Origin of the sequence: Achromobacter sp. JD-1, assembly GCF_038594925.1 — a bacterium.
Lineage (GTDB): Bacteria > Pseudomonadota > Gammaproteobacteria > Burkholderiales > Burkholderiaceae_B > Achromobacter > Achromobacter spanius_C.
The window spans coordinates 1-26,530 of sequence record NZ_JBCGCS010000027.1 but is presented as its reverse complement, the minus strand read 5'-3'; the positions used below and the strand labels follow the sequence as shown (position 1 = coordinate 26,530).

Below are 26,530 nucleotides of genomic sequence, written 5' to 3'. Positions count from 1 at the left end.
AAGATTCGATAAATTGCGATATACAAATATGACTCGCTCCGCTTCGTCCTCCGATCAGACCGGCGCAGAACCCGGAATTGATACCGACGCCATCATCAAGGCGCTGGCCAATCCGGTGCGGCGTGACATCCTTGCATGGCTGAAGACGCCGCATGCGTATTTCGAGGAACGTCCGGGCCACTCCTTTGAACATGGGGTGTGCGCGGGCCACATCGATGACCGCTGCGGGCTGTCGCAGTCGACCGTGTCTTCGCACCTGGCCGTCTTGCAACGCGCGGGCCTGATTACGTCGACCAAAGTGGGGCAGTGGGTCTTTTTCCGTCGCAATGAAGCCACGATTGCCGCGTTCCTGCGGCAGTTGAACCAGGATATGTAGTCAGCCGGCAGGCGTGTGCCCCCCACACCGCACTACGCCACCTTGTATGCCGCTGCACATCGCGCCCCATCGCCCCGGGGCGGAAGGACTTTGCATGAGCACCCTGTTTGAACCCCTGCGCGTTGGCGCGCTGACGCTGCGCAACCGCATTGTCATGGCCCCCTTGACGCGCCAACGCGCCAGCGAAGGCCGCGTTCCCAATGATTTGATGGTCGAGTACTACACCCAGCGCGCCGGCGCGGGCCTGATCCTGACCGAGGCCACCGCCGTGACCCCGCAAGGCGTGGGCTACGCCGACACTCCCGGCCTGTGGTCCACCGAACAAGTGAAGGGCTGGCGCAAAGTGACCGCGGCCGTGCACGAAAAAGGCGGCCTGATCGCGGCCCAGCTTTGGCACGTGGGCCGCATTTCTGACCCCATCTTCCTGAACGGCGAACTGCCCGTTGCGCCCAGCGCCATCGCGGCCGGCGGCCATGTCAGCCATGTACGCCCCAAGCGTGCCTACGTCACCCCGCGCGCGCTGGAAACGGCCGAGTTGCCCGGCGTGGTCGAGGCCTACCGCCATGGCGCGCAAATGGCCATGGAAGCGGGTTTCGACGGCGTGGAAGTGCACGCCGCCAACGGCTACCTGCTGGATCAGTTCTTGCAAGACAGCACCAACCAGCGCACCGACCAATACGGCGGATCGCTGGAAAACCGCGCTCGCCTGCTGCTGGAAGTGGTGGATGCGTGCGTGGGCGTCTGGGGCGCCGACCGCGTGGGCGTGCACCTGTCGCCGCGCGGCGATATTCACACCATGGGCGATTCCGATCTGGCCACCACCTTCCTGTATGTGGCCACCGAACTGGGCAAGCGCGGCATCGCCTTTCTTTGCGTGCGCGAGCGTGAAGCGGAAGACAGCCTGGGCCCGCGTTTGAAGGCGGCTTTTGGCGGCGTCTACATCGGCAACGAAGGCTACACGCGGGAATCGGCCGAAGCCGCCATCAAGGCCGGCCGCGCCGACGCCGTGGCGTTTGGCGTGCCCTACATTGCCAACCCCGATCTGGCGCGCCGGTTTGAATTGAACGCCGAGCTGAACAAGCCCGAACCGTCCACGTTCTACGCGCAGGGTCCGACGGGGTACACCGACTATCCGGCGCTGGCGTAAGCCACCTGCCGTGCGGGAATACGGTGCGGCTGCGCACCAGAACGTCACGCTAGAACACCGCGCGCATCGGGTAGGTAAATAAACCGAAGTGCGCGGCGTTCAAGCCCAGATGCGCCAGCACCGCCGCCGCCAGTCCGCCGTAGCGGTAAGCCACGCCATAGGCGGCGCCGGCGATGGCGGCCAGCAACATCCATTGCCAGCCGCCCGCAAAATGCGCCAGCCCGAACAGCACCGCAGCCACGCCCAGCGCGGCCCAGGCGCCCCAGGGATGATGCCGCCAGCGCGTGGCCAACTGCTGCTGCACATAGCCGCGAAACAGCGCCTCTTCAGCCAGCGTGACCAGCAGCGCATTGTTGATGAGCCAGATCCAGCCCGAGTCCGGCCACTTGGGCGCCCAGCCCACCACGCCCAACGCCAGCGCAATGCCCAGGCAGGCCAGCACCGCCGCGCCGCAGGCCAGGCTGGCCGCCAGCACCGTGCGCCGCAGGTCGACGCCCGACATGGGCGGGGCCAGGGCCAGGATCACCCAGAAGGCAACCAGCGGCTTGTCCAGGTTCAGATACATGCCAAACGCCACGGCGTCCGCGCTCAGCGGGGCGGGCGCAATCACCAGCGGGTTGTGAAAGCCCGGCAGCAGATGCAGGAAGAGCGCTGCGGCTAGAAGCAGGAACAAGCCGTGGCCGGCGATCCGCACCGCATCACCAGACCCCGGCCGCACCCAGGCCGCCGCCAACACCAGCAGCGCCGGCGCGACGAACGCCACGGGGTCTATCACGCCATCGGCCCAGCCCCACGCCCAGGCAAGCATCAACGGCGCCAGCGCCCAGCGCCGCGTTGCGGGGGGCCAGAGCAGGGCGGCGGCAAGAAATAACGGGGGCCAGGGGCTCAGCAAGGTCATCAGGCAAGCGGGCGCAAAACTTGGAGCGCAAAGTGTAAGCGCGCATGGCGGTTCATCTCAGCGCGCGGCTTTTCATTTTTTTGCTTTCAGGCGACCATGCCGCAGGGGCGGCTAAATGCCCGTCACCCTGTCCGGCCCCACCTTGGGGCGGCGCACCTGGAGTCAGTATGAAAATGATCGCGTGGTTGATGTTGGCAGCGGCACTGCTGCCGCTGGTGTCGACAATCATCGCCAAGGCGGGGGGAAAGAAGTTCGACAACAATGACCCTCGCGCGTGGCTTGCTCGCCAGGAAGGCTGGCGGGCGCGCGCCAACGCGGCGCAGATCAATGCCTTTGAAGCGCTGCCGTTCTTCTTTGCGGCGGTGCTGTTCGCGCTGTATACGCAGGCGTCGCCCGCGCATGTGGCCACCCTGATGGCGTGCTGGTTGGGCGTGCGCCTGGGCTATCTGGCGATGTATCTGGCAGGCTGGGGAGCGCTGCGGTCCCTGGCTTGGGCGATCAGCGTGGGCTTCATCATCGCCATCCTGTTTTCAGGGGTCTAGGCGCTTACTTCCATTCAAAAACGGCGCGCGCGGTGCCGGTGCCTTGCACAGTCACTGCGCGTTCCTGCTTCTTGCCCTCAAACGTCGCTGAAATCTTGTAGCTGCCCGCGGGCAGCTTGACCAGCATGTAGGGACCTTCGGACGTGGCCTTCAAGACTTCCTTGCCTTGCGCGTCGAGGATGGTGACGCCGACGCTGGCCACATAATCGGCCTTGCCATCACGCTGGGCCGCGAAAGTCAGCGCCAGCGGATAATCTTTTGCGGCGGCTTTCATGGCTTCGGATTCATCGATGCCGATACCGCCGCTGACGTATTGCACCGAGCCCTGGTGCTTGACCGGTGGTAATGCCGCCTGCGCGGTGGACAGCACGCCGGCAATGGCCATGCTGCCCAAGGCCATCATGGCGGACAGGGTGCAGCGTTCAATGCGTTTTTTCATCTGATTCTCCAGACGTGAATGATTGAGCTTCGACCTGGGCGACGGCACGGAGTTCGCGGCAGCGCGTCTCGGAGATCAACCGATTGTTTCCGTGGCCGTGATTCTGCCGCTGGTTTTCTCGCCGCCTCGCAAAACAGCATATTCCCGCGCGTTCAGCCTTGCCAGGAAAAAGCCAGCCGGCTTTCCCCGCTGACCGTGCCGTCGGGCGCAAAGCGCCTTTCATCCAATTGGCCCGCGCCGCCCTCGCGCAGCACCAGCACGCTGGAGGCGCGGGTGCCGTAGTCGGGGCTGACGATGAACGGGCTGCTCAACAGTCGTTCGCGGTCTTGGGGCAGGCCGGTTGCGGGCATCTCCTCATCGGTGGCCGTCTGCCTATCCGCCAGCGCGTCGAACAAGGCGGGCAGGTCAGGTTGCGGCGTACGCCCCAGTACCTCGGTAAACGCCGTCTTGGTGCGGGCCAGCTTGGGCCAGGGCGTGTCCAGCAAATGGTTGGACAGGGCATAGATGCCGGGTGCAAGCGGGCGCGGCGCGCCATCGCGGTTGCTCAGATACCAGGCCTGACGGGTGTCGCCCACGATCAGGTTGAAGCCGTTGTAAGCCTGATCCGATTCGTGCGTGCGCGCCAGGTATGCCTGCGGCGAGTCGCTGCCGCGCAAATAATCTTCAACCAGCGCGCCGCGTGACGGGGCAGGGTCCAGGTGCCTGCCGGGTTCGCGGAAATTGGTGACCAGCGCAAAGCGGCCTTGCGCCGTCACGCCCATCCAGGTGCCGCCGGCCAGGCCGTCGCGGCCTGCGTAAAGGCCGGGCGCATCCGCCCATTGCGCGGCTGGGAGCGTGGGGCGTGCGTGGAATTCGTCGCGGTTGGCGGCGATCAGGACGGGAATGCCCGGCAAGGCGTGCAGGGCCAATACGGCAAGACACATGGTTCAGACCTGGTTGGATGGAGGGGTAAGGGGATGGGTGGAGCGACGCTTGGGCAAAGCGGCGAGGGGCGCGGCGGCAAAATCCGGCCCAGCCAGCGCGGCGCGCAAGCTTTCGATTTCGGCGGCCACGTCGGCCAGCGCCGGGATGGGGGCGGAGATGGCCGCGGTCGGTACAGCCGTGCCTCCCACCACCGCGACGCTCATGGCGTGCAAGGCGTGCGCCAGTTGCCCGACTTCGGCGGCGCTGGGGGTGGGCTGGTCGGCAGGCAGCGACCAGGCCGTGTCCGACACGGCGTTGGCCACGCGCTCCAGCGCCACCTCCACCGGCCACCAGGCCAGCGCGCGGCGGCTGACCAAACGCGGTTCGGACAGGCCGCGCTGCAACGCGATGCGCAGGTCCGACAAGCTCGCATAGGCGCGGGCGCGCAGGGCGTGGCGCTTGGCGGGGTCCGCCTGGAACACCGTATTGACGTAAGCAGCCAGCGTGGACATCGCCGTGGCCACGGCCTGGTCCAGGTTATTGCGTTCGATGCGGATCCACGGCAGGTAGCCCACCAGCAGCACGATGCCGGCCGCCACGCCCACATCAAGCAGGCGCGCCAGCGCGATAGCCCAGGTGCCGGGCTGCAAGGCCCCGATCAGCAGCATCAGGATAGGCACCAGAATGGCGGAAAACAGCCCGTAATTGCGGCGGATGGACCAGGGCAGCAAGGCCGCCAGCGCCGCCACCGTCAACACGCTGGCGATGCCGTTCTGGTCCACCGCCAGCACGGTGGCGCTGATGGCCACGCCCACCACGCTGCCGCCGCAGCTTTGCAGCGCCCGCGCGAATACCGAACCGAAGTTCGGCTTGAAGATCACCACCACAATCAAGGGCACCCAATACGAACGCGGCAGCGACGCGGCCAGCGCCACGGCCTCTGCGGCGATCAGGCACAGGCCCAGCCGGATCAGATATCGCACGGTGGTCGGACCGGGGCGGTAGGTGCGTGCAAGCACCCGCCACGGTGTGCGCGGAGGCGCCGGCGCAAGCTGGGCCGTGGGGTCGGCGTCGGGCGTCTTGGCGCCCGTCAGCAAGGGTTCGGCCTGCGCCAGCGCATCCGCCAGTTCCAGCATGCCGGCTTGGCGCAAGGCCGTGATGTCGTCGCCGGGGGCGGGGGGCTGATCATGCTCGACCCGGTCCGCCAGATGGTTCATGACGCGCGCGCAGGCCGGCGGCAGGACGCGGCCGGCGCGGGCCAGCGCCAGCGCCGTATTGGTCAGCGGTGTGCAGGCCTGGAGTTGGGCCGCCAGGCGGGCCAGGCGCGGCGACGGCCCGGCGGCGCGGCCACGGGCCGCCAAGACCGTGTCGTAGGCGGTGGCCATGGCCGCTTCCATGTCGCGCCGGGCAACCATGGTGCGCGATGTGCCGATGGCGGCGAACAAGGCGGCCAGCTTGCGATACGCCTGCGCCACGGCGGCGCGTTCGGGCGCAATCGGGTGCACCACCCAGCCCGCGAGCGTCAGCGCCAGGCCAAACAGCCCGCCCATGCCCACCAGCACCGAAGGCAGCCAGGCGGGCAGGGTGGACGTCAGGCTGGAACCCACGATGACGTACACCGCGAATTGCAGCGTGGCGACCGCCGCGATGTTGTTGAAGGTGCCCACCAGGCTGGCGATGAGCACCAGCAGGGTCATGGCGGCGGACGTCCACAGCCCGTGTCCGGCCACCAGGTTGCCCAGCAGGTAACCCAAGGCGCCGCCGAACACCGTGCAGCCGATGGACAGCGCCCGGTTGCGGTAAGGGCCGCCGTTGTCGCCGGTGATGGCGGGCAGCGCGCCCAAGGCGACCAAGGCGGCGGGCCCGATCTGGTCCAGCGCCAGGCCCACGGCCGTGGGCAGGCCGATGGCCAGCGCCGCCCGCAGCGCCACCCACGGGCTGACGGGCGACGGCTCCATGTGCGCCAGGCTCATCAGCCAGCGCATGTTGGCGCCGCGTGCAATCTTGGAGCGGAACACGGCGGGCGTCATGGTGGGGTGGTGGCGGCGGGAGTCAGGCCTTGATCAACGGCGCTTCCTGGGGCGCCGCCAGCCGGAAGTAGTCTTCCGTGTTCAGCAGAATGGACGCATCCAGCCGCCCCGCGTTGAACACGATTTCATCGTGGCGCGTGCGCAGGCTGGGGTCCACCAGCAGGTGCAAGTCAGGGTTGAAGGAAAACGGCGGGATGGCGCCAATTTCGCAGCCGGTCAGTTCGCGGGCCAGGTCCTGCGAGGCCAGCGACGCCTTTTTGCCGCCCGCGGCGCGCGCGATAGCGTCCAGGTCGGCCTGCTTGTCGGCGGGGAAAACGGCCAGCACGTTCTTGCGCACGTTCGACGAAATTTTCACTCGGCAGACCAGCGCCTTGGCGCCCTGGCTGACGTCGGTGCCACGGATGGCGGCCACTTCCACCGAGCGGCCAGCGGCGGGATGGTTGATCAGGCGGTGGCGCGCGTGGTGCTGGGCAAGCAGCGCTTGCAGGCGTTCGAAAACTTCCATATCGGTGGCGGCGGCGTAGGGAACAAGGGGGAATGCAAACAACGGGCGCCAGACGCAAGATGTCTGGCATCGGCCCCGCTACGCATGATACGCCCGCCAGCCGCCGTCAGATCTCGCCCGTGAAGGCGTAGCCCCAACCCCAAACGGTGCGGATCGGCAGTTCCACGTTCAGGTCCTGCGCCTTGCGCCGCAGCCGGCTGACCACCACATCGGTGCGTCGGACGGATTCACGGCCGACCTGCGCGTCGGAGCCGGACGCATCGCCGCGCGGCAGGCGCTTGTCGGCCGATGTGGTCAGCTTCAGCAGGAATTCGCGTTCCGCCAGGGTAAGCGACACGCGCGTGCCTTGCGGGCTGACCAGCGTCCAGGCGGCGTCGTGGAACTGCCACTTGCCCGCGACGTCGCCTGCCGGTGGCGTGGCAATGGCGCGTGGCTCGGCCTCGGTCAGCAGGGGGCGGCGTCCGGTGGCGGGCACGCGGCGTACCAGCGCCTGCAAGGCGGCGGCGATTTCCGCGGTGGCCACGTCGTGCTGAAAGCAGGCGTCGGCGCCGCAATGCAGGCCTAGAATGCGGTTTTCAGGCGTATCAAAGTTGGACACGGCGATGATGCCCGCCGTCGTGTCCATGGCGCGCAGACCAGCGACGGCCATGCAGAGATCGGTAAGGTCGGCCTCCATCACTAGCAATGGCGTGCGGCGCGCCTGAAACAGGCGGAACAGGCCATTGGAGTCCTCGCACCGGCGTGGCGAGAATCCCATCTCGGCCAGTGCGTCGCTGCGGCGCACGCGTTGGTCGGGATCGGGAGAGAAGACGATCAGGTCTAGTAGGTCATTCATGAAATCGTAGTGATCTGTGCAGCTTGAGCGCTTGCATGATGCTACGAATTGGCGGTTTCCCTAACCCCGCTCAACGACACTTTCGTACCCGAATTCTCAGACATGATTACAGGCGGCCTATCGCGGTCAATTGTCGGGTGGTTACCGAACAATGTTTGAATTCGGCGGTTGCTGCTACAACCCTGACCCTCAATTGAACGTCGGGGCTCGTCAGGGGCTCGCGGTCAGGGGGGGCGACACGCTGGATTGCGCTGCCCTCGGTCCGGCGGCGGGCTCGTTCCACCAGCCGCCGCCCAAGGCTTGCAACAGCGCCGCGGTGTCGGCGTAGCGGGCCGCGTCCGCCTCGGTGCGGGAAATCTGCGTTTGCAGCAGCTGGCGCTGGCTGTCCAGCAGGCTTAGGTGGCTGATGCCGCCTGCCTGGTAGCGGCCTTGCGCGATGCGTTCGGCGTCGGTGGCGCGGCGCCAGGCGTCGTCATAGGCGGCGTAACTGTCGGCATCGGTCTGCACCGCGCGCAGGGCGTCGGCCACCTGGCGGAATCCGTCCAGCACCGTTTGCTGGTAGGCGGCCGCCGCGGCCTCGTAGGCCGCTTCGGCGGAACGCTTGCGCGCCCGTAGCTCACCGCCGCGAAACAGCGGTTGCGCCAGCCCCAGCCCCAAGCTCCACACATTCACGCCGTCGGACAAATCGCCCGCGCGTGTGCGCTGTGAGCCAAAGCTGGCCGTCAGCGTGAACTGCGGGTACTGGTTGGCGGTGGCCACGCCCACATCGGCCGACGCCTGGTGCCACAGCGCCTCGGCGGCCAGGATGTCCGGGCGCTGGCGCGTCAGCGCGGACGGCACGCCGGTGGGAATATCGGCGGGCAAGCTCAGGTCGGCCAGCCGCAAGTGCGGCGTGCGCAGCGCGGCGGGAGGCAGGCCCAGGTACACCGCCAACTGATGCGTGGTTTGCGACAACTGCTTTTCCAGAGGCGGCAGCGTGGCGCGGGTCTGGGCCACCAGCAGTTCCTGGTTGCTCAGGTCGGCCTGGGCGGCGCCGCCCGCTGCCACGCGCTGCCGCATGATGTCTTGCTGGCGCACCTGCGCGGCCAGCAGGTCGCGGGTGGCGGCCAGACGTTCGGACAGGTCGGCCTGGCGGATGGCGGCGGTGACGACATTGGCGGCCAGCGACATGCGCGCGGCCTGCAATTCGTGCGCCTGGTAGTCCACCTGCGCCGCCATGCCTTCCAGTGCCCGTCGGTTGCCGCCGAACACGTCCAGCGTGTAGGACACATTGATCGAAGCGTTGTAGAGCGTGAAGGGCGGCGGCAATTCCGCCACCGGCACACCGTAGGCCGATGGGTCCACCTTTTGCCGTTTGACGGAAAGGTCCGCATCCACTGACGGCAACAGCCGGCCGCCGGTTTCGGCATCCAGGTCTTCGCTGGCCTGGCGCAGCCTGGCGCGCGCCTGGGCCAGCGTGGGGCTGGCTTCTAGCGCCTGGCGCACCAGTTGGTCCAGTACGTCGGACTGGAACAGCCGCCACCATTGCGCGGGAATGTCGACGCCAGCCTGCAAGCGTTGCGCGCCGGGGGGGGAGGGATCGGCGTCGTGGGCAGTGTAGGACGTGGCGTCGGGCGCCGGGGGGAGCTTGAAGTCTGGCCCGACGGCGCAGCCTGCGATCAGGGCGGGCAGGCCGATGGCCAGCATGGCAATGTGAAGGCGCTTGATGCGGCGGTGCGGCGCGGCACACCGGCTCAAGGCCTGGCGGACAGTCACGGGCAAAGATGAAACAGGGTTCAGGGCTAGGCGTGGCATGGCGCATCAATCCAAAGTTCGGCGGTAGAACTTCACGGCGGCGGTCATGACAACCGCGGTGAACAGCATCAGCGGCCAGATGCTGGGCCACAAGTCCCACCAGCCGTTGCCCTTGAGCAGGATGCCGCGAATCAGCCGGTTGAAGTGCGTCAACGGCAGCAGGTTGCCCAGGTACTGCGCCCACATCGGCATGCCCTGAAACGGGAACATGAACCCGGACAGCAGCAAGTTGGGCAGAAAATAGAACATGGTCAGTTGCATGGCCTGCAACTGGTTCTGCGCCAGCGACGACAGCGTGATGCCCACCGTCAGGTTCGCCGCCACGAACAGCAGCGCCGCCAGATACACAGACAGCAGGCTGCCCAGGATCGGCACATGAAAAACGAAATGCGCGGCCAGCAGGATGATGGTGGCCTGAATCAACCCGATGGCGATGTAAGGCACGATCTTGCCCGTCATGACTTCAAGCGGGCGCACCGGCATCGACAGCAGGTTTTCCATCGTGCCGCGCTCGCGTTCGCGCGTCATGGCCAGGCCCGTCATCATCACCAAGGTCATCGTCAATATCACGCCCATCAGGCCGGGCACCGTGTTGTATTGCGAGATCTGCTCTTCGTTGTAGAGCTGGTGCACGCGCACGTCGAAAGCCGGCTGCCCACCCGCCAAGCCGGCTAGCGGCCCGGTCAGGTCTTTTTGCGCCACGGCTTGCGTCAGTTGTGTGGCCGCGCCAATCGCCATGCCGGTGGCCATGGGGTCGGTGGCGTCGGCCTCGATCAGCAGCGCTGGGCGCTCCCCGCGCAACAGCCGTCGCGAAAAGTCCGGCGGAATGGTCACCACGAACAGCACACGGCCTTGCGCCAGCGCGGCGCGGCCGGCTTCCTCGGAGTCCAGTTCTTCGGTGATATGGAAGTAGTCGGACGACTTCATCGCCGCGATGAAGCTGCGCGTGAACGGGCTGTGATCGGCCGTGATGACCGCCGTGGGCATCTGCTTGGGGTCGGTGTTGATGGCGTAGCCGAACAGCGCCAACTGCATGATGGGCAGGCCCACGATCATGCCGAACGTGATGCGGTCGCGGCGCAGTTGCAGAAATTCCTTCAGCACCATGCTCCACCAGCGTGCCCAGGAAAAGCCTTGCATGGCGCGCATCATGGGGGGCTCGCGAAGTTGTCGGTGGACCGGTTCATTAGGTAGATGAACACGTCTTCCAGGCTGGTGTCGATGCGTTCCAGGCGCAGGTCTTGGCTACGGATGGCGTCGCGCAGCGTGCGTTCCAGCAGATCGGCGTCCTGGCCGCTGATGTGCAGCGCCGACCCGAACGCCACGGTCTGGTCCACGCCCGGCGCGCTGCGCAGGCGCTGGCCCAGCGGCACCAGGTTGTGGCCGTGGATCGCCCAGGTGGACAGGCGCTGTTCGGCAATCACCTGTTCGGCCGTGCCTTGCGTCAGCAGCTTGCCGTACGAGATATAAGCCAGCTTGTGGCAGCGTTCGGCTTCGTCCATGTAGTGCGTGCTGACCAGCACCGAGATGCCGCGCGCGGCCAGCTCGTGCAGTTGCTCCCAGAAGTCGCGCCGCGCGGTCGGGTCCACGCCCGCGGTGGGTTCGTCCAGCAGCAGCAGGCGCGGCTCGTGCAGCAGGCAGGCGGCCAGCGCCATGCGCTGCTTCCAGCCGCCCGATAGAGACCCCGTCAGCTGGTTGGCGCGGGTGTGCAGGCCCAGGTCTTCCAGCGCGCGGTCCACCGCCTGCCTGCGTTGCGGCATGCCGTACATGCGCGCCACAAAGTCCAGGTTTTCGCGGATGGTCAGGTCATCCCAGTACGAAAACTTCTGCGTCATGTAGCCCACGTGGCGCTTGATCTGGGCACTGTCTTGAACAATGTCGTAGCCCAGGCAGGTGCCGCTGCCGGAGTCCGGCGTCAGCAACCCGCACATCAGGCGGATGCAGGTGGTCTTGCCGCTGCCGTTGGGGCCTAGAAAGCCGAAGATCTCGCCTTCTTGAACACGCAGCGATACGTCGTTCACCACATGCTTGTCGCCAAAGCGCTTGTTCAGGCCGCGCACGTCAATGACGGCCTTGCCGGGGGCGGGCGCGGCGTTTTGCGTGTCGGACGAGGCGGGCGCGTTCATTGCAGCGTTGCCTCGACCGGTTGCCCAGGATGCAGCCGCGCGGCGGCGTCCGGCGCGGGGCGCGCTTCCACCATGTAAACCAGCTTGCTGCGGCTTTCGCGGCTGTAGATGACGGGCGGCGTGTATTCGGCCTGGTCAGACACGTAGTCGATATGTACGGGTATCGGGTCGCCGCAGCCGTCGCAGCGCAGCGTGGCCGTCTGGCCGGCTTTCAGCGTGCCCACCACGGTTTCGGGCACGAAGAAGCGCACCTTCACATTGCCGGGCGGCAACAGGCTGACAACGGGGCTGCCCGCGGGCACCCATTCGCCCACGCGGTACATCGTGTCGAACACTTGGCCCGCGGCCGGCGCGCCCAACTGCTTTTGCGCCAAGGTCCATTCCGCCTGCGCCAGCGCGGCGCGCGCGGCCGCAACCTGAGCGGCCTGCGCCCGGCGCTGGTCGTCGCGGCCAGGCAGGTTGGCCACTTCCAGTTGGGCGCGCAGTTCGCGCACGCGGGCGGCGTCTGACTGCGCCTGTTCGCGGCTGTCGTCCAACTGCGCGCGCGCTATGCCGCCGATGCGGAACTGCGCCGTATCGCGTTGCAGTTGCGCGGCCGAGCGGCGGCTGGCGGCTTCGGCTTGCGCCAGTTGCGCGCGGTTGACGTCGATTTCCGCCGGCCGCTTGCCCGTGGCGATGTCTTCCAATTGCGCGGTGGCCGTCGCCAACTGCGCGCTGGCCTCATCACGGGCGGCGCGTTCGCGCGTGGCCTCCAGCGTAAACAGTGGCGCGTCGGCGCTGACCTGCTGCCCTCGCTTGACGGCCAGCGCATCCAGGCGGCCGGCTTCGGAGGAGGCCACGTAGACGTAGTCGCCTTCCACGTAGCCCTGGTAGAACGGCGTGCTGTCCGGGCCGCAGCCAGCCAATAGCAGCGTCAGCACCGGCAGGCCGGGCAGGAATCGAAGCAGAGCAGGGCGGGTGCGCATGGTCGGCATCCTTATCGGGCAGCGGAATGGGGCGGGGAAAGCGGGGCGGCCGGCGAGAACAGGCCGCCGGTCAGCATGGCAATGGCGTGCGCCGCGATCGCTTGGGTATCGATGGCTTGCGCCTGCGCGTCTCCTTGCCAGATGCGGCGCCACAGGTTGGACGTGGCAAGCGGCAGCAGGGTCAGGCCAAGAATGGAAAGAAACACCAAGCGGGGTTCAACGCCGGACGTGATGGCGCCCTGATGCTGGGCCTGGCCGATCATCCCGGCAAAGGCGGCCAGCCGGTCGGTCGGCAGGTGGGGCAGCACCCGTTCACGCAGTTGCCCGCCTTCATTCACCACTTCATGCATCCACAACGCCGGCAGCCACGGCCGTTGCGTGGCGCTTTGCACGATGCGATTCACGATTTCCGTCAGGTAGGTGCGCGCCGCCGTGGCGGGGTCCGTGTCGGGCGCGGCGTCGGGGTCAATGGCGGTAGCAGGGTCCGACTCCGAGGCCAGTCGCACCGGCGCCCAGACATAGGCGATGACCGGCACCACCCGTTCCAGCACCACGGCATCGATCAGTTGGTCGCGGCTTCTGAAGTAGTAGTGCAGCATCGCCGGCGTGACGTTGGCACGCTGGGCGATCTGCGCAATGGTGGTGGCCGCCACACCCTGCGCAGCGAACAGGCCGGTGGCGATGTCCAGCAATTGGGCGCGCATGGCGGCGTTGTCGGGGCCCGAAGCACGCGCGGGGCGGCCGGGCCGGCGGGTGGGGGCGGTAGGAATCGGGCACATGGCGCGCAGTTTAATTAAGTATTTAATTAATTAAAACAGGGTCGGCGTTAAATGTTGCAACGCGGGGCAGAGGGCATCGATGGTGTAATGGATCGGTTTCCCAATCCGCCGCCCGGGCCTTGCCTGCAAGGCCTGGGCGGCTTCCCCAGGAGGCTGGACTTCATGACGCAATCCCCGTCGATCAACCGCCGCATCGTGCTTGCCGCTCGCCCGCATGGCGAGCCCACTGATAGCGATTTCCGCCTGGAAACGGGCGAGGTCCCGCAGCCCGGTCCCGGCCAGGTATTACTGCGCACCGTGTACCTGTCGCTCGACCCCTATATGCGCGGCCGCATGAGCGACGCGCCGTCCTACGCCGAACCCGTGCAGATCGGCCAGACCATGGTGGGCGGCACGGTGACCCGCGTGCAAGCGTCCAATCACCCCGATTACAAGCCAGGCGAATGGGTATTGGCCCAGTCCGGCTGGCAGGACTACGCCTTGTCCGACGGCGCCGGCCTGTTGCGCCTGGGTCCCAATCCGCAGCATCCGTCGTATTCGCTGGGCGTGCTGGGCATGCCCGGCTTCACGGGCTACATGGGGCTGCTGGACATCGGCCAGCCCAAGGCCGGTGAAACCGTGGTGGTGGCCGCGGCCAGCGGCGCGGTGGGCGCGGTGGTGGGGCAGATCGCCAAGATCCATGGCTGCAAGGTGGTTGGCATTGCGGGCGGCGCGGACAAATGCCGCTACGTGGTCGACGAACTGGGCTTTGACGACTGCCTGGACCACAAGTCGCCCGACTTGCCTGGCCGTCTGGCGCGCGCCGTGCCGCAAGGCATTGATGTTTATTTCGAAAACGTGGGTGGCGCGGTGTTTGATGCCGTGCTGCCGCTGCTGAACCCACGCGCCCGCGTGCCGGTCTGCGGCTTGATCTCGGCCTACAACGCGATCAGCCTGCCCGATGGCCCTGACCGTCTGGCGCTGTTGATGCGCAACATCCTGACCAAGCGGCTGAAGGTGCAGGGCTTCATCATCTTCAACGAATACGCCCACCGCTATGGTGAATTCCGCGAAGCCATGGAAGGGCTGATTGCGCAGGGCCGCATCAAGTATCGCGAAGACGTGGTCGAGGGGCTGGAGAATGCGCCGCGCGGCCTGATCGGCCTGCTCAAGGGCGAAAACGCCGGCAAGCGCATCGTGCGCGTCGGCTCGGATGAATAAGCGCGTACCGCAATCGGAGCGAAACATGAAAATCCTGATCGTGCTGACTTCCCATGACACGCTGGGCGACACCGGCCGCAAGACGGGCTTCTGGCTGGAAGAGTTCGCAGCGCCTTACTACGCCTTTATCGACGCGGGAGCGGCGGTTACGCTGGCCTCGCCCAAGGGGGGCCAGCCGCCGTTGGACCCCAAGAGTGATGATCCCGACGCACAGACCGACGCCACGCGCCGTTTTCGCCAGGATGCCGACGCCCAGCGCGTTTTGGCCAATACGCAGCCGCTGGCCGACATGCAGGCGGCGGACTTCGACGCGGTGTTCTATCCCGGCGGCCATGGCCCGCTGTGGGATCTGGCGGAAGACGCCAAGTCGGTTGCGCTGATCGAAACCATGCTGGCCGCCGGCAAGCCGGTGTCCGCCGTCTGCCATGCGCCCGGCGTACTCCGCCATGCCAAGACGGCCGATGGCAAGCCGCTGGTGCAAGGGCGGCAGGTAACGGGCTTTTCCAACAGCGAAGAGGCAGCGGTGCAGTTGACCGATGTGGTGCCGTTTTTGGTGGAAGACGAACTGACGCAGTTGGGCGGTTTGTATAGCCGTGGGCCGGACTGGCAGCCCCATGTGCTTTGCGACGGCTTGTTGGTAACGGGGCAGAACCCGGCGTCGTCGGTGGGCGTGGCAGAAGCGCTGTTGGCGCGCTTGAAGCAATGAAATTGTTCGGATAGCCGCGCGGCGCGGGGGGCAGGGAAAGCTGAGCCAACCCCGGTGCCGCTGGCCAGCGGGTCGTTGGTGTCGTAAAGATTGGTGCGCATTGTGTCAGAATTGCGACTTTCCGACATAAGCGCGCCGCTCAAGCGAGGCGCCGCGCGTTTCCTGATGCCTCCCGACGTACCCGAGTATCCAGCAAGTTCCTGCGAGGCCGCGCTGTTCGCCGCCATGCAGGCGCGTGACCCCGCCACCGGCCGACATTGCGGCCGTGTGGTCGCGCTAAGCGTGGCGCTGGCACAGGCCTGTGGCCTGTCCGAAAACGAACAACAGGCCGCCGCCGTGGCCGCGCGGCTGCACGACGTGGGCAAGGTCGGCACGCCGGACCGCGTGCTGTTTTCACCGCATCGCCTGGAAGGCGAAGACTGGGAAATCATGAAGTCCCACGCGGCGGTTGGCGCCGACATCATCATGCATAGCGCGATGCCGCAACGCGACCTGATCGCGCAAGCGGTGCGCCACCATCACGAGCATTTCGACGGCTCGGGTTATCCGGCTGGCCTGCACGGCCACGATATTCCGATGCTATCGCGCATTATTTCGCTGGCCGATTCGTATGATGCGCTGGGCGACGCGCGCCCGTATCACCCTGCGCGCGGGCATAGCGAGATCATGCGGATCCTGCATCGCGAAGCCGGTTCAAAATGCGACCCGGATTTGCTGCGCGTGTTCGACGCGATGATAGAAACGAGCACGCTGCGGGTGCCGTGAATCGCAGCGGGCGTGCGGGCAACGTGCATCGATGCTCGTAGGATGGGTGTAGCGCGAGAAATCAGCCAATAGAAAGCCAGCCCATGCCGCGCGCAACCCATCAAGCAAGCGTGGATGCATTCCAACGTTGGCAAGAACTTCACGGGTGCTGATGGGTTTCGCGCGTTTTACGCCTAGTTTCTTTTGAAGGCGTCCCCGCGCTGCACCCATCCTACAGCCGATACGTCTTCGCTACCGTAGCCAGCTCTTGCAGTGTGCGCTGCTGCCACGCGGCATCGTGGCCCAGCTCTTCGGCCAGGATGCGGGCGACTTCGGGGGCGGCCAGCATTGCGGCTTCCGCGTCCAAAAACAGCGCGCGGTTGCGGCGGGCCAACACGTCTTCGGCGCTGCGCGCCAGCTCAAAGCGTGCCGCGAAACGTACGTGCGCTTCCGACAAACCACTGGCCTTGACCAGCATGCGGTCGGCGCCCGGCAACGCCTTCAACACTGCAAGATCGCTGCCGTAGTAACTGTCCGGCGTGCCCGCATGCTCTTCGGACGGCGCCAGGCCCGCCGCGCCGTGCAACGGCAGCGATTCGGTCCGGCACGACGCCTGCGTCAGCAAGTGATGTTGAATCGCCGTGTCCACCACGTCCTGCGCCATGCGGCGGTAGGTCGTCCACTTGCCGCCTGTTACCGTCACCAGCCCGGCGTTGGACACCAAAATCGTGTGCTCGCGCGACAACTGCTTGGTCGACGCTTCGCCCGTGGCCTTGACCAGCGGACGCAGGCCCGACCAGACGCTGGTGACGTCGTCGCGGGTCGGCTTGCGGCTGAGGTAGCGCGCGGCGGTGCTCAGGATGAAGTCCACATCCTGCGCGCCGGCTTCCGGGTCCAGCGGCAGATCGCCGCGCGGCGTGTCGGTGGTGCCCACGATGGTGTGGCCGTTCCATGGCACCACGAACAGCACGCGGCCGTCGTCGGTCTTCGGGATAAGAATGGCGCGTTTGCCGGGCAGGAACTCTTGCGGCAAGGTCAGGTGCACGCCCTGGCTGGGCGCCACCATCGTGGCCGCGTTCTTGTCTTCCATGCGGCGCACGGCGTCCACCCAGACACCGGTGGCGTTGATCACGCAACGCGCGCGCAACGAGAAGCTGGCGCCGCCGATCACGTCTTGCGCGGTCACGCCGTCAATTTTGCCGTTGCTGGTGCTAAGGCCCGTGGCGCGCACGTAGTTCACGGCCGTGCCGCCCAGGTCGAACAGCGTGCGCATCAGGCTCATCGCCAGGCGCGCGTCGTCGAATTGGCCGTCGTAATACAGCACGCCACCCTTCAAGCCACGCCCGTTGACGTTTTCCGCCAGCGTGGGCGCATTGGCCAGCGTGTCGCGGCGCGACAACCAGCGGCTGGGCGCCAGGTTCAGCTTGCCGGCCAGCATGTCGTACATCTTCAGGCCGATGCCATAGAAAGGCTGGTCGAACAGGTTGTAGGCGGGCACCACGAAACCCAGCGGCCACACCAGGTGCGGCGCGTTGCGATTGAGCAGGCCACGTTCGTGCAGCGCTTCGCGCACCAGACTGACATTGCCTTGGGCCAGATAGCGCACGCCGCCATGCACCAGTTTCGTAGCCTTGCTGGACGTGCCCTTGGCAAAGTCGGCGCCTTCGATCAGCAAGGTGCGGTAGCCACGCGCGGCGGCGTCCACGGCGGTGCCCAGGCCCGTTGCGCCGCCACCGATGACGATGACGTCCCAGGACGGCGTGTTGTCCAGCGTGGACAGCAGGCGGTTGCGATCGGGCGGGGTGACGTTGGCGAGCGGTTGGTTCATAAGTTGGATGCGGAATTATTCGTGGGGATCTCTACGCCGGCCCCGTTGGGCGCGGCCGCGACTTCGCAGCGCACGCCGGAATCCAGCAGCACCTGCGCCAGGGGTTCCTGCGGGTGCGCGTCGGTAAAGAATCGGTCGATTTGCGAGATATGCGCCAGTTCCACCATGGCCTGACGTTTGAATTTGCTGCTGTCGGCGGCTAGCCAGACTTCGCGCGATTGTTCGATGATGGTTCGCGCCACACGCACTTCGCGGAAGTCGTAATCGCGCAGCGTGCCGTCGGCTTCGATGCCCGAAATGCCGATCAGGCCGATATCCACCTTGAACTGGCGGATGAAATCCATGGTGGCTTCGCCCACGATGCCGCGGTCGCGCGAACGCACCACGCCGCCGGCCACGATGACTTCGCAATCCGGGTTGTCGGACAGGATGTCCGCCACATGCAGGTTGTTGGTAATGACGCGCAGGCCGCGATGGCGCAGCAGGGCGCGCGCGATGGCCTCGGTGGTGGTGCCGATGTTCAGGATCAGCGAACAGCCGTCCGGCACGGCGCGCGCCACGGCTTCGGCAATGCGTTGCTTGCCCGCGGCGTGCAGCCCCTGGCGCTTGCGGTAGGCAATGTTCTCGATGGTGGACGCTTCAATGCGCACGCCACCGTGAAAGCGCGACAGCATGCCGGCTTCGGAAAGAATGTTGACGTCGCGCCGCACGGTCTGCAGCGTGACGTCAAAGCGTTTGGCGAGCTCTTCGATCGTGGCCGAGCCTTGGGCCCGCACCATTTCGACCAACGCGCTCTGTCGTGGATTCAGTGTCATATTCGCATGATAAAACAACAAAAGCGAAAAATAATGCCGCACTGCAAGATTGTTTTTTGTTCGCTTCTTGGGTAAAACGCAAAAAAAACGAAAGATACCTGAAAGAGTATGCTCATCCTGTTACGCCATTGCGCGTAGCGGCTGGGGCGCTGTACCGAATACCGAAGTCCGTTTTAAAACAGGGACATATAAGTAGGTTGAGGAGACTAGATGCAGCTGACCTTGGACAGGATAGGTTTGCGGGCCGGCTCGCAAACGCACCTGACTCCCATGAGCCTGGCTCCCGTGCCGGGGGCCATGACGGTGCTGCTGGGGGTGACCCTGGCGGGCAAAACCTCGTTGATGCGCATCATGGCCGGGCTGGACCGACCCACCGAAGGCCGCGTGCTGGTTGACGGCGTGGATGTCACGGGCGTGCCCGTGCGCCAGCGCAACGTCGCCATGGTGTACCAGCAATTCATCAATTACCCGTCGATGTCGGTCTACGACAACATCGCGTCGCCGCTCAAGCTGCGCGGCGAAAAGGACATCCGCGAAAAAGTCCGCGCCATGGCGGCCCGGCTGCACATCGACCATCTGCTGGCGCGCTACCCGTCGGAACTGTCTGGCGGGCAACAGCAGCGGGTGGCGCTGGCCCGGGCCTTGGTGAAGGACGCGCCCCTGATCCTGCTGGACGAGCCCCTGGTCAACCTGGACTACAAGCTGCGCGAAGAACTGCGCGACGAGCTTTCGGAATTGTTTGCCGAAGGGCGTTCCACGGTGGTCTACGCCACGACCGAACCGGGCGAAGCCCTGTTGCTGGGAGGCCACACCGCCGTGCTGGATGCGGGCGAGCTGCTGCAATACGGCCCCACGGCCCAGGTCTTTCACCGCCCCAATTCCATACGCGTGGCGCGCGCATTCAGCGATCCGCCCATGAACCTGTTCGCGGCCCGGCGCACGGACACGGGTTTCGTCCTGCAAGGCCAGGTGGCGGTTGACCGTAGCCTGCCTGCGCAGGCGGGCGCCGACATCACCGCGGGCCTGCGCGCGGGCGCGCTGGACGTGGAACCGCGCCCCGGTCATGTGGGCCTGGCCGGCGTGGTGAAGCTGGCTGAAATTTCGGGCTCGGATACCTTCGTGCATGCGGAGACGGCCGCGGGCGACGTGGTGGCGCAACTGCCGGGCGTGCATCGCTATACCTTGGACGAGCGCGTGCAACTGTATTTCGACCCGGCCAACACCTATGCTTTCGACACCGGCGGCGCGCTGTTGGCCGCCCCTCTGGCCGCACCGCGCCATCCGGGCATGAACGGGGAGGCGGCCTGATGGCGCAGATCGAGCTGGACCTTTCCCATTCCTACGTGGCCGACCCCAAGACCGACGACGACTACGCGCTGCTACCGCTGCAATTCACCTTTCGCGACGGCGGCGCCTATGCCTTGCTGGGCCCGTCGGGCTGCGGCAAGACCACCTTGCTCAACTGCGTATCGGGTTTGTTGCGCCCCTCGCACGGGCGCATTTTGTTTGACGGCCAGGACGTCACGGCCAAATCCCCGCAGGCGCGCAACATCGCGCAGGTGTTCCAGTTTCCCGTGGTCTACGACACGATGACGGTGGCCGACAACCTGGCCTTTCCGCTGCGCAACCGGGGCGTTGCGCCCGAACACATCCGCGAACGGGTGGGCCGCATTGCCGAAATGCTGGAGATGTCGCATGTGCTGGACCGCCGCGCCAGCGGCCTGACGGCCGACGCCAAACAAAAAATATCGCTGGGCCGTGGCCTGGTGCGCAATGACGTGTCGGCCATTCTGTTCGACGAACCCTTGACCGTGATCGACCCGCAACTGAAGTGGGAGCTACGGCGCAAGCTCAAGGAAATCCATCACGAATTCAAGCTGACGCTGATCTACGTGACGCACGACCAGACCGAAGCGCTGACGTTTGCCGACCAGGTCATGGTGATGGCGCGCGGACGCGCCGTGCAGGTGGGCAGCGCGGACGATCTTTTCGAACGGCCGGCGCACACCTTCGTGGGCCATTTCATCGGGTCGCCCGGCATGAACTTCCTGCCGGCGCAATGGCGCGACGATGCGCTGTGGGTGGGGCAGACGCGCGTGCAAGGCGCCACGCCCGAAGTGGCTGCAAAGCTGGCTAACGCCGGCCCCATCAAGCTGGGCGTGCGCCCCGAATACCTGCGCCTGACAGACGCGAACACGGCGGGCGCCGTGCCCATGCGGGTAGAGCGCATTCAGGACGTGGGCACCTACACCTTGCTGGTGGCCGACTTCGAAGGCACGCCCGTGCGCGCCCGCCTGGGCAGCAACATCGTGCCCGCAGCCGTCGGCGGCACCGTCTGGTTGTCGGTGCTGAATCCGCACACCTGCTTTTACCGCGACGAGGTGCTGATCCCATGAAACCCATTGATCACCGGGCCTGGTTCCTGGTTTTACCCGTGGTGTTGTGCGTGGCGTTCTCGGCCATCTTGCCGCTGATGACCATCGTCAACTATTCCGTGCAAGACATCATTGCCCCGGACCGCCGCGTCTTCGTGGGCACGGAGTGGTTTGCCGCCGTGCTGCAAGACGAAGAGCTGCATGGCGCCTTGTTCCGCCAGATCGGGTTTTCGCTGGCGGTGCTGGCCATAGAGATTCCGCTGGGCATCTTGCTTGCCTTGTCCATGCCCGCCAGCGGTTGGCGCGCGTCGGCCGTGTTGGTGATCATTGCGCTGTCCTTGCTGATTCCCTGGAACGTGGTGGGCACCATCTGGCAGGTGTTCGGCCGCACCGACATCGGCCTGCTGGGCGCGACCTTGTCGTGGCTGGGGGTGGACTACAACTACACCGGCAACGACGTGGACGCCTGGGTGACCGTGCTGGTCATGGACGTGTGGCACTGGACGCCGCTGGTCGCGCTGCTGTGCTATGCGGGCCTGCGCGCCATTCCCGACGCCTACTACCAGGCGGCGCGCATCGACGGTGCGTCGCGGCTGGCGGTGTTCCGCTACATCCAACTGCCCAAGATGCGCGGCGTGTTGATGATTGCCGTGCTGCTGCGCTTCATGGACAGCTTCATGATCTACACCGAGCCCTTCGTGCTGACGGGCGGCGGGCCGGGCAACGCCACGACGTTCCTGTCGCAGTACCTGACGCAAAAGGCCGTGGGCCAGTTTGACCTGGGGCCCGCCGCGGCGTTCTCCATCATTTACTTCCTGATCATCCTGCTGCTGTGCTTCATCCTCTACAACTGGATGCAGCGCGCGGGCACGACCGGCGGCGTCGACGAGGAGCATCCCCATGCGTGACCAATCCACCTGGTGGCGTTCCGCCTTCCTGATCCTGTACCTGGTGTTCGCGATGCTGCCGCTGTACTGGATGCTGAACATGTCGTTCAAGACCAATACCGAAATCGTCAGCACGCTGACGCTGTGGCCGCGCGACTTCACCTTCGAGCATTACCGCACCATCTTCACCGACCCCGCTTGGTATTCGGGCTACATCAATTCGCTGATCTACGTCGTCATCAACACCGTCATCTCGCTGGCGGTGGCGCTGCCCGCCGCCTATGCGTTTTCGCGCTACCGCTTCATCGGCGACAAGCACGTGTTCTTCTGGCTGCTGACCAACCGCATGACGCCGCCCGCCGTGTTCCTGTTGCCGTTCTTCCAGCTCTACAGTTCGTTCGGGCTGATGGATACGCATCTGGCCGTGGCGTTGGCGCATCTGGTGTTCAACGTGCCACTGGCCGTGTGGATTCTGGAAGGCTTCATGTCCGGCGTGCCGCGCGAAATCGACGAAACCGCTTATGTGGACGGCTATTCCTTTCCCCGGTTTTTCCTCACGATCTTCCTGCCGCTGATCAAGTCGGGCGTGGGCGTGGCGGCGTTTTTCTGCTTCATGTTCAGTTGGGTGGAACTGCTGCTGGCGCGCACGCTGACGTCCGTCAACGCCAAACCTATCGTGGCCACCATGACCCGAACCGTGTCGGCGTCCGGCATGGATTGGGGCGTGCTGGCGGCGGCCGGCGTGTTGACCATCGTGCCGGGCGGCATCGTCATCTGGTTCGTGCGCCACTACATCGCGAAGGGCTTCGCGATGGGCCGCGTGTAGAAGGGGGCCGACATGTTCAGCTGGATGGTATGGACCACGCCGGTCGCGGTTTTTTTCACCTGCATCGTGCTGATGCTGATCGGCATGACCGTGTGGGAATTGAAATCGCCCACGGTCGAACGCAAGGGCTTTCTGCCGCTGCGCACCACGCGCGGCGACAGGCTGTTTATTGGATTGATGGCCGCGGCCTGGGTCAACCTGGCGTTTCTGGGGTTTGGCGAAAAGGTGATGGAGTGGCTGTCACTGGACGAGCCGCCGTCGGTGTGGATCAGCTTCGTGGTGTCCATGCTGTTGCTGGCTTTCATCATGAAAAAAGGCTGAAGAAAGGGCTGAAGGGGCGCGTCGACCCCTGGCAGGTTGGGATGGATGGTTTTGAAGGACTGCGGCCCGCATCTTCCCCGGCCAGAGGTCCGCAGCAGAACAGAAGGGGAAGGGTATTCGAGGAGACAGGTCATGAAATTGCGCATGCACGCCATGGCGGCCGCTATCGCCCTGATCGGCACATCAGGGGCTTGGGCCGGCGAGCCGGAGGCGAAGAAGTGGGTGGATTCCGAGTTCCAGCCTTCCACGCTGTCCAAGGACCAGCAGATGGCCGAGATGAAGTGGTTCATGGATGCCGCGGCCAAGCTGAAGGCCAAGGGCGTTAACGAAATCAACGTCGTGTCGGAAACCATCACCACGCACGAGTACGAATCCAAGACACTGGCCAAGGCGTTCAGTGAAATCACCGGCATCAAGGTCAACCACGACCTGATTCAGGAAGGCGACGTGGTCGAGAAACTGCAGACGTCCATGCAGTCGGGCAAGTCGATCTACGACGGCTGGATTTCAGATTCCGATCTGATCGGCACCCACTACCGTTACGGCGCCATTCTGCCGCTGTCGGACTACATGGCCGGCGCGGGCAAGGAATGGACCAACCCCGACCTGGACATCAAGGACTTTATCGGCACCAAATTCACCACCGCGCCCGACGGCAAGCTGTATCAACTGCCCGACCAGCAGTTTGCCAACGTGTATTGGTTTCGCGCGGATTGGTTTGCCCGGCAAGATCTGAAGGACAAGTTCAAGGCCAAGTACGGCTACGACCTGGGCGTGCCCACCAATTGGTCCGCCTACGAAGACATTGCCGACTTCTTCTCGAACGACGTCAAGGAAATCGACGGCAAGAAGGTCTATGGCCACATGGACTACGGCAAGAAAGACCCGTCGCTGGGCTGGCGCTTTACCGATGCGTGGCTGTCCATGGCCGGCGCGGCCGACAAGGGCTTGCCCAACGGCATGCCGGTGGATGAATGGGGCATTCGCGTGGCGGATGACAAGTGCACGCCGGTCGGTGCGTCGGTGTCTCGCGGCGGGGCCACCAACAGCCCGGCCGCCGTCTATGCGCTGACGAAGTACATCGACTGGATGAAGAAGTACGCGCCGCAGCAGGCCATGGGCATGACGTTTTCGGAATCGGGCCCGGTGCCCGCCCAAGGCCAGATCGCCCAGCAGATCTTCTGGTACACGGCCTTTACCGCCGACATGACCAAGAAGGGCCTGCCGGTGGTGAACGACGACGGCACGCCGAAATGGCGCATGGCGCCGTCGCCCTATGGCCCGTACTGGAAGGACGGCATGCAGAACGGCTATCAGGACGTGGGTTCATGGACGTTCTTCAAATCCACCAACCCCGACAAGATGGCCGCGGCCTGGCTGTATGCGCAGTTCGTCACGTCGAAGTCGGTATCGCTGAAAAAATCCATCACCGGCCTGACCTTCATCCGCGACAGCGACATCAACAGCGAGTTCTTCACCAAGAACGCCGCCAACTACGGCGGGCTGATCGAGTTCTACCGCAGCCCGGCCCGCGTGGCATGGACGCCCACCGGCAACAACGTGCCGGATTACCCGAAGCTGGCGCAGTTGTGGTGGAAGAACGTGGCCACGGCGGTTACCGGTGAAAAGACCCCGCAGGCCGCCATGGACAGCCTGGCCAATGAAATGGATCAGGTGATGGCGCGGCTGGAGCGGGCAGGCATGGCGCAATGCGCGCCCAAGCTGAACCCGAAGAGCAACCCCAGCAAGTGGCTGTCGGACCAGCACGCGCCGTGGAAGAAGCTGGCCAACGAGAAGCCCAAGGGCGAGACCATTCCGTATGAGCAACTGCTGGCGGCTTGGAAGGAGGGCAAGGTTCGTTAAGGGGGCAATGCCATGGATAGCCGTAGCGCCGCCGCGCGGGCCGTGGCGCTACGGCATTCGCATCCATCCCGTTGTTTGAAGCACGAGCGCATGGTTGCGTCGCGCCGTAGCCACTACAAGACATGTTCGAATCCGGTATTGTCGATACCCCGCTGCACCGGTATGGGTGCGTGACCGGTATTGTCGATACCGTGCTGCGCTGGTATGGGTGTGCGGCTTGCCCCGTCGTCCTTTTCCTTGTTCCGTTCGACCATGACTTTTCTTTCCCTCTTGCGCGCGCGCTGCACGACCGCGTCCACCACTGCCGCCGCTGTTGTTTCCGTCCTTGCCCTAGGTCTTGCCGGCGCCCTGACGCCGAGCGCTGCCCAGGCTGCCGGCTTTCAGCGTCTGACGATACCCATGGACATGAACGGGCCTGCGCTCACGGGTGGCGTCTGGACGCCATGCAACGCCCCCGCCACGGAGATCAAACTGGGTCGCGCCACTATCCCTGGCGTCTTGAACTGCGCCGTGCCCGACGGTCGGCATCCCTTGATCGTGATGTCGCATGGGTCGGCCGGTTCATTCTTGAGCCATCACGACACCGCCGCGGCGCTGGCGGATGCGGGCTTCGTGGTGGTCGCCATCAACCACGTGGGCGACAACGCGCAGGACCGCTCGCGGCAGGGATACCTGTCAATCTTCTCGACGCGCCCGCGTGAGATACGGCGCGTAATCGACTACATGACGACCGCCTGGCCACAGCAAGCGCGCGTGGACGCCACCAAGATCGGCGCCTTCGGTTTTTCGCGCGGCGCGTATACCGCCTTGGTGTTGGCCGGCGCCAAGCCAGATTTTCAGGCGGGCTTGGCGGTTTGTCAGGAAGCGCCGCCGCTTCCCATGTGCCGAGATATCGCATCCGGGAAAATTCCTCAGCAGCCCTATGTGCAGGATGCGCGCATCAAGGCGGTGGTCATTGCAGATCCGCTGAATGTTTTTCCAGGCAATGCGTTGCAAGCGGTGAAGATCCCCGTGCAGCTTTGGGCGTCGGCGCTGGGCGGAGACGGTGTAAGCCTGGCCGATGTGGAAGCGGTGGGGCTGGCGCTGGGTCGAAGGCAGGGTGAGGGCCAGGATCAGAGCAGGGAGCAGAGCCGGGAGCAGAGCCGGGAGCAAAGCCGGGAGCAGACCCACGATCAGACCCAGGAGCAAAGCCAGGATAAGGATCAGGGCCAGGGCCACGCTCCGGATTATCAGGTGGTGGCAGGCGCGGGCCACTTCGCGTTCCTGGCACCTTGCCCGCCCGACCAGGCACAAGCCGACATCTGCCAGGACGCGCCCGGCTTCGACCGCCGCCAATTCCATCAAGCCTGGAACGCCCGCATGGCGGCGTTCTTCAAGGCGCGCATCAGCGATACCGTGATCCCGCCGACACCGACGCCCGCCAACCGGTGACCCGGCCTCCTATCCAAGATGCGTAGGATGGGTGTAGCGCGGCAATGCCTGCCCGCGAAAACTGGCGCCCGCCGCGCGCAACCCATCGGCAACGTCCGCGCGATGGGTTGCGCGCGATTGTATGGACCGGGGACATGGGTGACACATGTTCGGGGACATGGGTAACACATAGGTTTTTATCCTATTGGCGTGCTC

Annotated in this window: 26 protein-coding genes; 13 read left to right on the top strand and 13 right to left on the bottom strand. The window is 65.4% G+C overall.

The features are described 5' to 3' along the window. The first annotated feature begins 28 nt into the window (after positions 1–28). Both WBR68_RS27715 and WBR68_RS27710 read left to right on the top strand, forming a co-directional pair. Complete coding sequence (locus WBR68_RS27715) at positions 29–376, top strand: ArsR/SmtB family transcription factor (protein WP_230695831.1); 348 nt, start codon at positions 29–31, stop codon at positions 374–376. Between the two features lie 94 nt (positions 377–470). After that, positions 471–1,523, top strand: a complete 1,053-nt coding sequence (locus WBR68_RS27710; protein ID WP_230695830.1) for an alkene reductase — start codon at positions 471–473, stop codon at positions 1,521–1,523. Between the two features lie 49 nt (positions 1,524–1,572). Here WBR68_RS27710 and WBR68_RS27705 read toward each other — a convergent pair whose 3' ends face one another. Next, positions 1,573–2,421, bottom strand: a complete 849-nt coding sequence (locus tag WBR68_RS27705) for a CPBP family intramembrane glutamic endopeptidase (protein WP_230695829.1) — start codon at positions 2,419–2,421, stop codon at positions 1,573–1,575. 167 nt (positions 2,422–2,588) lie between these two features. On the opposite strand from WBR68_RS27705, the gene WBR68_RS27700 reads away from it, so the two are divergent. Further along, positions 2,589–2,963 carry an MAPEG family protein gene (locus tag WBR68_RS27700; RefSeq protein ID WP_050446989.1) on the top strand — a complete coding sequence of 125 codons (375 nt, stop codon included), beginning with the start codon at positions 2,589–2,591 and terminating at the stop codon, positions 2,961–2,963. 4 nt (positions 2,964–2,967) lie between these two features. Here the strand turns inward: WBR68_RS27700 and WBR68_RS27695 are convergent, their stop codons facing one another. The 10 genes from WBR68_RS27695 to WBR68_RS27650 form a co-directional block, all read right to left on the bottom strand. Continuing rightward, positions 2,968–3,402 (bottom strand): carboxypeptidase-like regulatory domain-containing protein, encoded by a 435-nt coding sequence (locus WBR68_RS27695; protein ID WP_050446988.1) that lies wholly within the window; start codon positions 3,400–3,402, stop codon positions 2,968–2,970. 152 nt (positions 3,403–3,554) lie between these two features. Beyond that, positions 3,555–4,325: an NRDE family protein gene (locus WBR68_RS27690; RefSeq protein WP_230695828.1), complete on the bottom strand. Its 771-nt coding sequence runs from the start codon at positions 4,323–4,325 to the stop codon at positions 3,555–3,557. 3 nt (positions 4,326–4,328) lie between these two features. Next, entirely contained in the window at positions 4,329–6,335 is a 2,007-nt protein-coding gene (locus WBR68_RS27685; RefSeq protein ID WP_230695827.1) for an FUSC family protein, read from the bottom strand. Between the two features lie 22 nt (positions 6,336–6,357). Beyond that, the gene (locus WBR68_RS27680) at positions 6,358–6,840 is read right to left on the bottom strand and encodes a YbaK/prolyl-tRNA synthetase associated domain-containing protein (RefSeq protein WP_050446986.1); all 483 of its coding nucleotides are present in this window, start codon (positions 6,838–6,840) and stop codon (positions 6,358–6,360) included. A gap of 106 nt (positions 6,841–6,946) precedes the next feature. After that, positions 6,947–7,675 (bottom strand): response regulator transcription factor, encoded by a 729-nt coding sequence (locus WBR68_RS27675; RefSeq protein WP_050446985.1) that lies wholly within the window; start codon positions 7,673–7,675, stop codon positions 6,947–6,949. Positions 7,676–7,885: 210 nt separating this feature from the next. After that, positions 7,886–9,361: an efflux transporter outer membrane subunit gene (locus WBR68_RS27670; RefSeq protein ID WP_230695855.1), complete on the bottom strand. Its 1,476-nt coding sequence runs from the start codon at positions 9,359–9,361 to the stop codon at positions 7,886–7,888. Positions 9,362–9,475: 114 nt separating this feature from the next. Continuing rightward, positions 9,476–10,621 (bottom strand): ABC transporter permease, encoded by a 1,146-nt coding sequence (locus WBR68_RS27665; RefSeq protein WP_127184713.1) that lies wholly within the window; start codon positions 10,619–10,621, stop codon positions 9,476–9,478. Next, positions 10,618–11,595: an ABC transporter ATP-binding protein gene (locus WBR68_RS27660; protein WP_230695826.1), complete on the bottom strand. Its 978-nt coding sequence runs from the start codon at positions 11,593–11,595 to the stop codon at positions 10,618–10,620. Before WBR68_RS27660 ends, WBR68_RS27665 begins: the two co-directional genes overlap by 4 nt. Then, positions 11,592–12,560 carry an HlyD family secretion protein gene (locus tag WBR68_RS27655; protein ID WP_230695825.1) on the bottom strand — a complete coding sequence of 323 codons (969 nt, stop codon included), beginning with the start codon at positions 12,558–12,560 and terminating at the stop codon, positions 11,592–11,594. The genes WBR68_RS27660 and WBR68_RS27655 overlap by 4 nt, the downstream gene beginning before the upstream one ends. 11 nt (positions 12,561–12,571) lie before the next feature. Then, complete coding sequence (locus WBR68_RS27650; RefSeq protein WP_230695824.1) at positions 12,572–13,339, bottom strand: TetR/AcrR family transcriptional regulator; 768 nt, start codon at positions 13,337–13,339, stop codon at positions 12,572–12,574. 162 nt (positions 13,340–13,501) lie between these two features. Here WBR68_RS27650 and WBR68_RS27645 point away from each other — a divergent pair, with 162 nt between their 5' ends. From WBR68_RS27645 to WBR68_RS27635, 3 genes are all read left to right on the top strand, one after another. Next, positions 13,502–14,539 (top strand): NADP-dependent oxidoreductase, encoded by a 1,038-nt coding sequence (locus tag WBR68_RS27645; protein WP_230695823.1) that lies wholly within the window; start codon positions 13,502–13,504, stop codon positions 14,537–14,539. Between the two features lie 25 nt (positions 14,540–14,564). Beyond that, the gene (locus WBR68_RS27640) at positions 14,565–15,245 is read left to right on the top strand and encodes a type 1 glutamine amidotransferase domain-containing protein (RefSeq protein WP_230695822.1); all 681 of its coding nucleotides are present in this window, start codon (positions 14,565–14,567) and stop codon (positions 15,243–15,245) included. Between the two features lie 165 nt (positions 15,246–15,410). After that, complete coding sequence (locus WBR68_RS27635) at positions 15,411–16,010, top strand: HD-GYP domain-containing protein (protein ID WP_127184709.1); 600 nt, start codon at positions 15,411–15,413, stop codon at positions 16,008–16,010. Positions 16,011–16,221: 211 nt separating this feature from the next. Here the strand turns inward: WBR68_RS27635 and WBR68_RS27630 are convergent, their stop codons facing one another. Continuing rightward, the gene (locus WBR68_RS27630; protein WP_050446979.1) at positions 16,222–17,817 is read right to left on the bottom strand and encodes a glycerol-3-phosphate dehydrogenase/oxidase; all 1,596 of its coding nucleotides are present in this window, start codon (positions 17,815–17,817) and stop codon (positions 16,222–16,224) included. After that, entirely contained in the window at positions 17,814–18,632 is an 819-nt protein-coding gene (locus WBR68_RS27625) for a DeoR/GlpR family DNA-binding transcription regulator (RefSeq protein WP_050446978.1), read from the bottom strand. The genes WBR68_RS27630 and WBR68_RS27625 overlap by 4 nt, the downstream gene beginning before the upstream one ends. 210 nt (positions 18,633–18,842) lie before the next feature. Here WBR68_RS27625 and WBR68_RS27620 point away from each other — a divergent pair, with 210 nt between their 5' ends. From WBR68_RS27620 to WBR68_RS27590, 7 genes are all read left to right on the top strand, one after another. Beyond that, positions 18,843–19,940 carry an ABC transporter ATP-binding protein gene (locus WBR68_RS27620; protein ID WP_230695821.1) on the top strand — a complete coding sequence of 366 codons (1,098 nt, stop codon included), beginning with the start codon at positions 18,843–18,845 and terminating at the stop codon, positions 19,938–19,940. After that, positions 19,940–21,028, top strand: a complete 1,089-nt coding sequence (locus WBR68_RS27615) for an ABC transporter ATP-binding protein (protein ID WP_230695820.1) — start codon at positions 19,940–19,942, stop codon at positions 21,026–21,028. Before WBR68_RS27620 ends, WBR68_RS27615 begins: the two co-directional genes overlap by 1 nt. Beyond that, positions 21,025–21,915: a carbohydrate ABC transporter permease gene (locus tag WBR68_RS27610; RefSeq protein WP_050446975.1), complete on the top strand. Its 891-nt coding sequence runs from the start codon at positions 21,025–21,027 to the stop codon at positions 21,913–21,915. Before WBR68_RS27615 ends, WBR68_RS27610 begins: the two co-directional genes overlap by 4 nt. Further along, positions 21,908–22,720 carry a carbohydrate ABC transporter permease gene (locus WBR68_RS27605; protein WP_100855963.1) on the top strand — a complete coding sequence of 271 codons (813 nt, stop codon included), beginning with the start codon at positions 21,908–21,910 and terminating at the stop codon, positions 22,718–22,720. Before WBR68_RS27610 ends, WBR68_RS27605 begins: the two co-directional genes overlap by 8 nt. A 12-nt stretch (positions 22,721–22,732) precedes the next feature. Further along, positions 22,733–23,041, top strand: coding sequence for a DUF2160 domain-containing protein (locus tag WBR68_RS27600; RefSeq protein ID WP_050446973.1), 309 nt, complete (start codon positions 22,733–22,735; stop codon positions 23,039–23,041). 132 nt (positions 23,042–23,173) lie between these two features. Next, the gene (locus WBR68_RS27595) at positions 23,174–24,904 is read left to right on the top strand and encodes an ABC transporter substrate-binding protein (RefSeq protein WP_230695819.1); all 1,731 of its coding nucleotides are present in this window, start codon (positions 23,174–23,176) and stop codon (positions 24,902–24,904) included. Positions 24,905–25,156: 252 nt separating this feature from the next. Next, the gene (locus WBR68_RS27590) at positions 25,157–26,335 is read left to right on the top strand and encodes an alpha/beta hydrolase family protein (protein ID WP_230695818.1); all 1,179 of its coding nucleotides are present in this window, start codon (positions 25,157–25,159) and stop codon (positions 26,333–26,335) included. The last annotated feature ends 195 nt before the right edge of the window (positions 26,336–26,530 follow it).